Source organism: Flavobacterium ajazii (assembly GCF_010614725.1).
GTDB classification, from domain to species: Bacteria; Bacteroidota; Bacteroidia; order Flavobacteriales; family Flavobacteriaceae; genus Flavobacterium; species Flavobacterium ajazii.
The window spans coordinates 34,473-45,157 of record NZ_JAAEHL010000004.1; the positions used below are offsets into that span (position 1 = coordinate 34,473).

The following is a 10,685-nucleotide window of genomic DNA, read 5'->3' on the forward strand; positions in this document are numbered from 1 at the left end:
TATTTTGCACTTTACTGGTTTATCTTTTTCTTGATTTTGCTCTAATCCTGCTTTTCTTAAATAATCCAAACCATATTCATATCTGAATTTTCTTTCTAAAAAATATTGTAATACCTTAAAAAAAACGTTATAGACGCTTTTTTTTTAAGTTTTATTTTTGATAAAATTCTTTTAAAATAAAATAAAAAAAAGACGACTATCCCTTGCCATCCCTTACAAATACAGCATTTTAATATTCCTTAAATATTAACATATAAATTACGGTATATATATTTTATATGCACATAAAAAACATATACATAAAAAATGCAGGATAGTGCAGGATAGAATTAGTAGCAGAAGATTTTAGGTTTGACATATCCGTATTTACTAAAAAAAAGTTAAAAACCAATTTAGCCTTTCAACTATATAAATTAACCAAGAATGAAGAAAAAAATACACCAATTACTTGTCTTCTCATTTTTAGTCCTTCTGTCAAGCTGCAGTAAGGATACTTATGATGATTACTATGAGCGACCAGACACCTTAGAACCACCTATTTATCAGCAACTTCAAGCCCGTGGTAATTTTAAAAATCTTCTGGTTTTAATTGAAAAAGCAGGATACAAAGATATTTTAGGTAAAGCTGGTTATTGGACTATGATGGCTCCTAATGATGAGGCTTTTACCAAATTTTTTCAGGAGCAGGGTATTACCGACGTCAATAAAGTTGATGCAGAAACTGCTTCGAAAATCGTTAAATATGCACTAATATATAATGCATTCCGTACTGAGCAGCTTTCTGACTACCAATCAGCAACAGGATGGGTACCAGATAATGCTTTTAGAAGAAGAACAGCTTTTTATGACGGTTTCCAAAACAAAACCTTAAACGGAAAATCAACAGTTGTTGTGGGCTCTAACAGAAATGGAGGTTATATTTCGGGAGACAACAACAACAAATACATATCTTATTTTGAAAAAGAATATTTTACCGCAAAAGGACTGACTTCAAATGACTATAACTTTTTCTTTCCTAATTCTACTTACACTGATTTTAATGTATTAGAAGGGAGTATTAAGGAAGGTGATATTATTGCTGAAAATGGTATCATCCACGAAGTTACCAAGGTATCTCTGCCTTTGGTAAATCTGGATCAGTATCTGGAAAGCAATAGCCAGTACAGTGAATTCAGAAAGTTGATTGAAGATAATCTTGTTACTTATTCTTTTAGCCAGGCTGCTACTACTACTTATCGCAATTTTACCGGTAAAAGTGACGATGTCTATGTAAAGTTTTATGATGCTACGCTGCCTTATTCTCTTAATAATGAAAACTATTTAAAACAAGCTGACAATGACGGACAAAGTGATGCTTATACTTTATTTGCTCCTGATAATGCATCTTTAGAGAAGTTCAAGAACGAAGTATTACTTAAAAACTATCCATCTATAGACAAACTTCCTAAATATATTTTCCAGGATTTCCTTAAGGCACACATGGTACAGGGTGCGGTATGGCCATCTAAATTAGGTGCTTTTAACAACGGCTTGGACGAAGATTTAAGATTTAATATAAATACTGATATAAAAGACGCTAAAGTATTAAGCAACGGATTCTTTTTCGGGACAAACAAAGTTCAGGCTTCTAATTTATTTTACAGTGTTTACACATCTGCTTATCTGGATCCAAAGTTTACTTTGGCTACAAGATTATTTAATGACGGTTCTTCATACAGAGAAATTATCAGCAATATCAATCAAAAATACACTTTATTCCTTCCTTCGGATACTGTATTACGCGGACTTGGATATGAGTACAATACTGCCAGATCAGAATGGAATTATATATCTCCTGTAAATGGCGCAACTTTATCCGGCACTCCGGCAAGATTACGTTTATTACGTGTTTTATACAATTGTATCGTTCCTACTCCTGAAGGGCAACTCAATGACTTATCCGGTTCAGGAACTATACGTTCCGGAGACATGGATATTCCCGGCGAATATATCAAGTGGAGTAATAATAAAGTGTATGCTGCAGGAAATGAGGTTTTGAACAACATGGTTAATATCCTTGGATATGAAGATCAGCAAAACGGACGTACTTACTATATTGATAAATTACTTGAATTTAGCGAAGAAGTACCAGGAGTAGATCTTAAAAATCTGGCTGCTGTAGCTGGATCTGAATATTTCAATTTTTACAGTTATTTAAAAAACTCTAGTATTTATACTGCTGCAGGCGACAAAATTGCAGGAGTAAATGTTGGAACTTCTTATACGTTTGTTATTCCAAACAACGCTGCTATAGTAAAAGCTGTTAAAGATGGAAAACTCCCAGGAAATGTGACTACCGGTGTACCTAATTTTGTCCCATCCTTATTGGGAGAACAAGACATGGTAGCTGATTTTATCCGATACCATATTTTGGTAAACAAAACGGTTTCTGACGATGGACTTGAAGGAGGCCAAATCGAAACTTTAAGAAAAGATAGTAGCGATGAAAAAACTTATGTAGGGGTTATGAGTGATACAGGAGTATTAACTTTTACGGATAACTCAAACAGATCTGCCAATTTCATTGCAAACAAAAGTAACAACTTAGCCGACAGAACCTTAATCCATTTAGTAGACAACTATCTTTTATATACGGAATAAAATGAAACAAAATCTAACCAATTTAATTTACCGTTTTTCATTTGCCTTAATTATTCTGGCAGCCCTACCGTCTTTGGCTCAGGAATCTAAAAATACCTTAGTCCGTGGTCAGGTTGTCGATTCAGGCGATAATTTACCAATCCCTTCAGCTACCATTGTTGAACAGGATTCAGAAAATCGTACCGTTGGAGGTGTTTTATCAGACATCGACGGAAATTTTGCAATACATCTTAAAAACCCAAACAATAAATTATTAATATCAAACATAGGATATAAATCCAAAGTGGTTTCTGTTAATGGGAAAACCACTTTAAAAATTGCTTTAGTATCAACTATTACCTCTCTGGACAACGTTGTTGTAACAGGACAGAAAAAAGTGGAAACAGGTTTGTTAAACATTGCAGACAGAAACAAAACAACGAGTTCTGTAACCATAAAAGCTGCTGATATAGCCAACTCTCAGGCTGCTTCTATTGATGAACAATTACAGGGACGTATTGCCGGTGTAGATATTATTTCTTCCAGTGGTGACCCTGGTGCCGGAATGCAGATCAAAATTAGAGGGGCCTCTTCTATCTCAGGCTCTTCAAGTCCATTGATTGTTGTTGACGGAATGCCTTACGAAACATCTGTTCCTGCAGATTTTAACTTTGGTACTGCAGATGACGATGGTTATGCAGCATTGTTAAATATTGCACCTTCAGACATTGATACCATTACAATCGACAAAGATGCCGCAGCAACTGCTTTATGGGGCTCCAGAGCAGCAGGGGGTGTTGTAATCATCAATACAAAACGTGGAGGTATTAGTGCTCCTAAAATCAGTTACACATTTGTAGGCACACGTTCAAAAGTGCCGGATGCTATCCCAATGCTAAGTGGTGATCAATACTCACAATTGATTCCGGAAGCTTTTATGAATAGAACCGGAGTACCTTTAAATACACTTAATGTAAAAGAATTTTTATACGATCCACAGGAAGTTTACTACTACAAAAATTACAGTAACAACACAGACTGGACAAAAGCAATTTCTCAGGTTGGCTTTATACAGGATCATAACCTTTCCTTACAAGGAGGTGGACAAAGAGCAAGATATTTTGGTTCTGTTGGTTATTATGATTCAAAAGGAGTTACTATCGGAACTGGTTTTGAACGTATTACAACTCGTCTAAACTTAGATTATGTAGTTTCTGACCGTATTCGTTTTAAGACAGATATTGCTTATACTCACTCTGATACAGACCGTAATTATGTGAATAATTTTTCGGGTACTGATAAAGATTTGCTAAGAAGCGTTTCTTACGGAAAAATGCCAAACATGGGAATTTTTGAATATGACCAAAACGGAGTACTTACACCAAATTATTTCTCACCAGCTCAAAACATTCAGGGTGGATACCCTAGTACTTATAACCCGGTTGCTATGGCAGAATTTGCTACTAACAATCAGGTAAGTGACAGAGTTGTACCTCATTTTAACATTAATGTTGACATTATACCAAAAAGATTCATCTCAACATTTGATTTACAGTTTGATTTTAACAGTACAAAAGCCAAATCTTTTTTACCACAAAATGCTACAGGACGTCCAATTACAGAAACTGTAGTGAACCGCGCTTCTGACGTAGATGTCGATATGGCAAATATTACGACTAAAACTAATTTTGTATATACACCAGATCTTGGCGAAAAACAAAATTTATCCGTACTTTTATCTTTGCAATCGAATGATTCCCGTTATGAGTCACATCAAGTAATCACCTCGAACACAGCATCTTCTTTACTTACAGATCCATCGAATCCGTCAAGAACACAAAATTCAGAACTGAATTTATATACCAGTAACAGCCAAACCAGAACTGTAGGTAGTTTATTGAACGCACAATACGGATTATTAGACCGTTATATTGTAAACGTTGGCTTAAGAGCGGACGGTAATTCAAGATTTGGTCAGGAGAACAGATATGGTTTATTCCCTTCTGCATCTGCCCGCTGGAGAATTTCAGGAGAACCTTTTATGAAAAATATAAGCTGGCTTGATGACCTGAGTTTAAGACTTAGTTATGGACAATCAGGAAAAGCTCCTAAATATGATTACCGTTATTTCAATGTATATGGAAATTACAGTACTGAATATTTAGGTCTTAACGGAGTGTATCCTCAAAATATTCAATTGAGTAATTTCCGCTGGGAAACCTTAATTGGAAAAAATATAGGATTCAACCTTCAGATGTTTAATAAACGTGTTCAGTTGGATGTAGAGTTTTACAGAAATACTACAAAAGATATGATTTTCCAGGATCTTGATATTACTACTGTTTCAGGATACAGCAAAATGGATCAGAATGTTGGAACCATGGATAATCAGGGATGGGAATTAGGTCTTTTTACAACACCTATTAAAACTAAAAAATGGAAAGTTGAATTTAACTTTAACATTGCCAGCAACGAAAACATGATTCGTGAAATTTCTCCATATTTCCCTAATGAAAGCGGAAATACAGACCGAAACGGAGAATACAAACGTTTTCTTCAAAAAAACAGCCCTTTTGGATCTTTCTACGGATATCGTTACAAAGGAGTGTATGTTGACAAAGAAGCAACTCTTGCCAGAGATGCAAACGGAAATGTAATTACAGGTCCTAATGGACAAACAGTATACATGAGATTTAACTATCCAAATACTGATTATACATTCCAACCGGGTGATGCTATTTATGAAGATGTTAATAAAGATGGAAATATTGACAGCCGTGATGTAGTTTATTTAGGAAATAGTAATCCAAAACTTACTGGAGGATTTGGACCTAATATCATCTTTAATAACCAGTTCAAGTTATTATTGTTCTTTAACTTCCGTATGGATTATGATATTATTAACGGAACAGATATGACTACGACAAATATGTATGGATGGGGTAATCAAAGTACTGCAACTTTATCAAGATGGCGTAATCCGGGAGATGTAACCAACATGCCAAGAGCGATTTATGGTGCAGGATATAACTGGCTGGGATCTGACCGCTATGTAGAAGATGCTTCTTTCGTACGCCTTCGTTCAGTGACGTTTAGTTATTCTTTAGGACAAAAATTATTAAAACGCTTAAAAATGGATGAAATAAGAACTTATATCACTGCCGATAACTTATATACCTGGACAAACTACAGGGGTCAGGATCCTGAGGTAAGTATGAAAGCAGGAGATCCATTCGGGATTGCAATTGACAACTCAAGAACCCCTCCTACAAGCCGTGTCTCAATAGGTATCACAACACGTTTCTAAATAAAAACACTGATTATGCAAACTAAAATAAAAACTATACTGGCAATCCTTCTAATTTTTATTACAGCAACATCCTGTGATGATTATTTAGATTTACGACCTGAAGACGGAATCGTACGTGAGGAATTCTGGAAAACTAAAGAAGATATCCAGGCAGCCGTTATCGGTATCTATTCTTCACTTTTAAAAAGACCACCTGCAGCACAAATTCCAACAGGCGGTACTGATTACAACATCAGTGAATATCTGTTTATGTTTGGGGAAATCAGAGGAGATATGATTGCTCCTGGGGGTAATATTACTGCAGATCAAAGAGATATTACGACATCAAACATCCTGTCATCAAATGATTTAACAAGCTGGGCGGCATTTTATCGTGTTATCAATTATTGTAACACGGTTATTGAACTTGCTCCTGCAGTAATAAATAATGACCCTACTCTAACGCAGCAGCAACTGAACAATTTTCTTTCTGAAGCTTTGGCTATCAGAGCTTATATGTACTTTACACTGGCGCGTACTTTTAAAGATGTTCCTATTAAACTAACAGCAACTCTTTCCGATAAAGATAATTTTCAAATCGCCAAAAGCTCACAAAATGATGTTTTTGCACAAGTTATCAAAGATTTGACATTAGCAGAAGAATATGCTGTAACGGATTATGGAAATGTCGCTTCCAACAAAGGAAGAATCACCGTGTATACTATTAATGCAATGCAGGCGGATGTTTATCTTTGGATGGATAAATATACCGAAGCTCTTACTGCTGCCAATAAAGTAATTGATTCAGGCAAATTTGAATTAATTGAAGGTAACAGCAGTTGGTTTAACAGAGTGTTTGCCTTAGGAAATACAACAGAAAGTATTTTTGAATTTCAATATACCACGCAAAACTTAAATCCGTTTTATGACATGTTCTTTCAAAGACCGGAATTTATTGCTGCTCCTCATGTACTGGAAGACGTTTTCGGGGTTGATTTTAGCAATGCAAACAACAGAGATGTACGTGGTGAAAGATGTGCCTTGATTCCGGGAACCAATGAAATTTATAAATTTATAGGGCGTAATACCGAAGAGCGCAAAGCTTTGCAGGAATCAGATACACACTGGTTTGTTTACCGATATGCTGATGTGCTTCTATTAAAAGCAGAAGCCTTGGCAGAATTAGGAAAAGGAGACGAAGCCCTTCCTATCATAGACGAAATACGTACTAAACGTAAAGCTATCAGCTTAACAGCTCAAAATGTAAATACTTCCAACAAATCTGAGGTAATTGATTACATTTTAGCAGAACGTGCACGTGAATTTGCTTTTGAAGGAAAACGCTGGTTTGATGTTTTACGAAATGCAAGAAGAAACAATTACGAACGCTTGGATTTGTTAATCAGCATGGCATTAATAAGTGCTCCGGCAGATCAGCAGCAATCTATTATCGCGAAGCTTGAGGATCCAAATAGTCATTATTTTCCAATTAATGAATACGATTTATATACTAATAAAGCACTTGTTCAAAATCCATTTTATAAATAATTAAGTCATGAAAAGATACACTGCATTCCTAAAATTGATGAGACTTACTTTAGTGGTTTTTTTAACCCTGGCATTTCTTAACTGTACTTCTGAAAAAATCAATGAACGTACTGATGAAACAGTAAACATTACTGATTTTTTAAGACAAAATGACGAATATTCTATGTTTCTGGAAATATTAGAAATAACGAACTATTCTTCTTTTATGAATACTTATGGTACTTATACCCTTTTCCTGCCAAGTAATAATGCTGTAAAAAATTATTTAGCAGATGTTGGAGCTGCTTCTGTAAAAGATGTGCCTCTGCAGGATTTAAAAGAATTAGTAAAACTTCATATCCTTGATCAGGAAGTGGCTACTACTTCGTTTACCGATGGAAAAATTGCTACACCAAGCCAACAAGGGCAGTTTATCATTACCGGTGCAGCAAATGTTGACGGTGCTTCTAGTATTACCATTAACAAAACAGCAAAAATTACTTCTTCAAACATAAAAGTAGGAAACGGAGTAATACATATAATTGATAAAGTATTGCGTGTTGCTAATAAAACTTTGGCACAAACCATTGAAGCAGACCAATCACTTTCATTATTTACAGAAGCTTTGAAAGCTACCGGATGGTTTGAAAAACTAAATGAACCGTTAACTTCTACAACAGTCGAAGGAAAAACAACACTTTCAGGACATTTAACCGTACTGACTGAAACAAATGAGGTTTTTAAAGCTGCAGGAATTAACAGTCTAGCCGATTTAAAAGCAAAATACAGTCACCTAAATGATCCTCTAAATCCGGAAGACAGTTTAAATCTTTTTGTGAGCTACCGAATTTTACCAAAACTTCAATATTTAGCCGATTTAGCAGTTACTCCTTCATTGGAAACAAAAGCTCCCCTTGAAGTAATTAGTGTAAAACTTGCTACAGGTAACATTTTATTAAATGAAGAAACTTTTAATGGTGTTCTGGAAAAAGGAATTCCTGTAAACCGTCCAGGCAGTGACATCACTGCTTCTAACGGAGTAGTTCATAGTGTTGACCAAAATTTCTTTATTAAAAAGAGAAACCCTGCACCTGTTTATTTCGATTTGGGAGATCAGCCAGAATTCAGACAATTAAGTGCCATTTTTAGAAAACCAGGTAATTATGTTGCGCTTGCTAAATCTCTTTTTAGCGAAGTGACCTGGGATGGTACTGATGCACTAACCTATGTTTGTGCTGCGAAAGGAAGTTCCAGTTATCAGGATCGTGCGTGGAATGGAGATGTGATTGAGATTTTCCGTTTTAGAAATGGGAATACCCAAAATATTGCTTTCAAAACACCGGTAATTATAAAAGGAAAATATAAAGTTTGGGTTTCTTACAGATGGAAAAGTGCTAAAAACCCTATTGTAAGAGCTTATTTTGATGGTGTTGCCCTGCCAAGACTTATCAACTTTCAGGAACAGGGTGTTAATAATATAGATGAAAGGGTATTAGAATCACAAGGTTATAAAAGCCATATTGACCCTTTTACCAACAGATTCAACAGCAGGCTTTGCGGTGTTATCGATGTACAAACTACCGGTAGACATACTATAACCTTTGAATCATTATCTAACCCTGGAGATACTGCCTGGATGGATGTGGTAGAATTCCGACCAATCAATATGGACCAACTATATCCAAAATTAAAATCCGGAGGAGAAGGTTTTGGACAGCTGGCTCCAAATTAAAAACCAAAAAGCACACTAATCAAAACTTAATTACCTAAAAATGATCTCATTAAAACTAATTAATAAAAAACTTTTTGCCGGTATTCTGACATTAGCGTTAGTTTCGTGCTCCGATCCTTGGTCTGACCGCGAAAATAATGGAGATGACAACTTAAATATCACTCTTACCGAAGCTATTGCAAATACTCCCGAAACATCAAAGTTTGCAGAGTTATTAGCACAATCAGGTTATGACGAAATTTTGGCTGGTTCGAAAACCTATACCGTTTTTGTTCCTACAAATGATGCCATGGCACAGGTTGACGCTTCACTTTTAAATACTCCTGAAAAGGTTACTGCATTTGTACAAAATCATATTACACTAACAGCATATTCTTCTGTAAGAGATAATGCCTCGGAGAAAATTAAAATGCTTGGCCCTAAATACTTATTATTTAAAGGAACTGCAACAATAGGCGACGCCACTATTCTTACTTCCGATAAATATGCTAAAAACGGAGTCTTTCATATTATCAACAAATCACTTGCGCCAAAAAAGAACATTTGGGAATACATCAATTCTCAGACAGCTTCCTCAGCAATGAGTAATTATTTGGTTAGCCTAAATGAATTAAACATTTATGATTCTGATATTACTGCCAAAGAAAATGCTATTCCGGGGGCACTTGCAGATTCTCTAAGCAATTCTTTTTTAAAGAATGTATACAATGTAAACAATGAAAAGAATACTTACACATTATTTTTAATGGAAGATGACGGTTATAGTACTGAAGTAGACAAACTTAAACCTTATTTAAACAAGTCTACCGCAGATTTAACTGCTACTTATTCAAGGTATTTTACTGTTAGGGACATGGTTTTTCCTAAAGCTTATATGCCAAACGAATTACCAAACGAATTAACTACCCGTTTTGGAGTGAAAGTAACAATAGATAAAACACAGATTATTGGTGATCCTATCGTATTAAGTAATGGGGTTGTATATCGCATGAAAAAAGTGGATGTTCCTCTTAAAGATCGTCTGGTAACTACTAAAATAGAAGGCGAAAATAATGTTTCTTTCTCTCCGTCCAACTTACGTAGTAAGATTTTCTACCGTGAACAAAAAGATCTTAACGACATTTTTTTCAAAGATGTTATGGTATACAATTCGGGAGTATCATTATTTCAGCTGAATTACAGGGCAACCGATTTATTTAGCATTACTTACAAAGTGTATTGGAGAGCCGTTAACATCAATAATTACAGTTCAAATGCTACTGTTTTTCAACAAAGATTAGCTGTGGGAAGAGTTTTTAGAGATGGCATTGAATATCCAAATGAAGTAATCAAAGATTTTGGTTTAAAAAACGTTGAAATCGGAGTTTATGATGATGTATATTTAGGCGAGTTTACCTTAACAAATGCTCAGGATATTGACAGAATTACTCTTTATGGAGCCAACACAACTACAGTAGGTAATAATACCATGATTCTTGATTATTTAAAATTTGTTCCTGACGTTAAATAATATTTTAT

At 35.1% G+C, this 10,685-nt stretch carries 5 protein-coding genes; all 5 read left to right on the plus strand.

All coding sequences use genetic code 11. The features are described from left to right. Window positions 1–423 precede the first annotated feature (423 nt). Genes GWR14_RS08080 through GWR14_RS08100 form a run of 5 tightly spaced genes read left to right on the plus strand, consistent with a single transcriptional unit; the run spans window position 424 to window position 10,677 of the window. Window positions 424–2,640, plus strand: a complete 2,217-nt coding sequence (locus GWR14_RS08080; protein WP_163408527.1) for a fasciclin domain-containing protein — start codon at window positions 424–426, stop codon at window positions 2,638–2,640. Window position 2,641: 1 nt separating this feature from the next. Next, complete coding sequence (locus tag GWR14_RS08085) at window positions 2,642–5,926, plus strand: SusC/RagA family TonB-linked outer membrane protein (protein ID WP_163408528.1); 3,285 nt, start codon at window positions 2,642–2,644, stop codon at window positions 5,924–5,926. 15 nt (window positions 5,927–5,941) lie between these two features. After that, on the plus strand, window positions 5,942–7,456 hold the full coding sequence (locus GWR14_RS08090; protein WP_163408529.1) for a RagB/SusD family nutrient uptake outer membrane protein: 1,515 nt from the start codon (window positions 5,942–5,944) through the stop codon (window positions 7,454–7,456). A gap of 7 nt (window positions 7,457–7,463) precedes the next feature. Beyond that, on the plus strand, window positions 7,464–9,167 hold the full coding sequence (locus GWR14_RS08095; protein WP_163408530.1) for a fasciclin domain-containing protein: 1,704 nt from the start codon (window positions 7,464–7,466) through the stop codon (window positions 9,165–9,167). Window positions 9,168–9,207: 40 nt separating this feature from the next. Then, window positions 9,208–10,677: a fasciclin domain-containing protein gene (locus GWR14_RS08100; RefSeq protein ID WP_163408531.1), complete on the plus strand. Its 1,470-nt coding sequence runs from the start codon at window positions 9,208–9,210 to the stop codon at window positions 10,675–10,677. Window positions 10,678–10,685: the final 8 nt, after the last annotated feature.

Coding starts and splice junctions, on each gene's coding strand:
- GWR14_RS08080 (WP_163408527.1), top strand. CDS start 424: ATGAAGAAAAAAATACACCAATTACTTGTCTTCTCATTTTTAGTCCTT.
- GWR14_RS08085 (WP_163408528.1), top strand. CDS start 2,642: ATGAAACAAAATCTAACCAATTTAATTTACCGTTTTTCATTTGCCTTA.
- GWR14_RS08090 (WP_163408529.1), top strand. CDS start 5,942: ATGCAAACTAAAATAAAAACTATACTGGCAATCCTTCTAATTTTTATT.
- GWR14_RS08095 (WP_163408530.1), top strand. CDS start 7,464: ATGAAAAGATACACTGCATTCCTAAAATTGATGAGACTTACTTTAGTG.
- GWR14_RS08100 (WP_163408531.1), top strand. CDS start 9,208: ATGATCTCATTAAAACTAATTAATAAAAAACTTTTTGCCGGTATTCTG.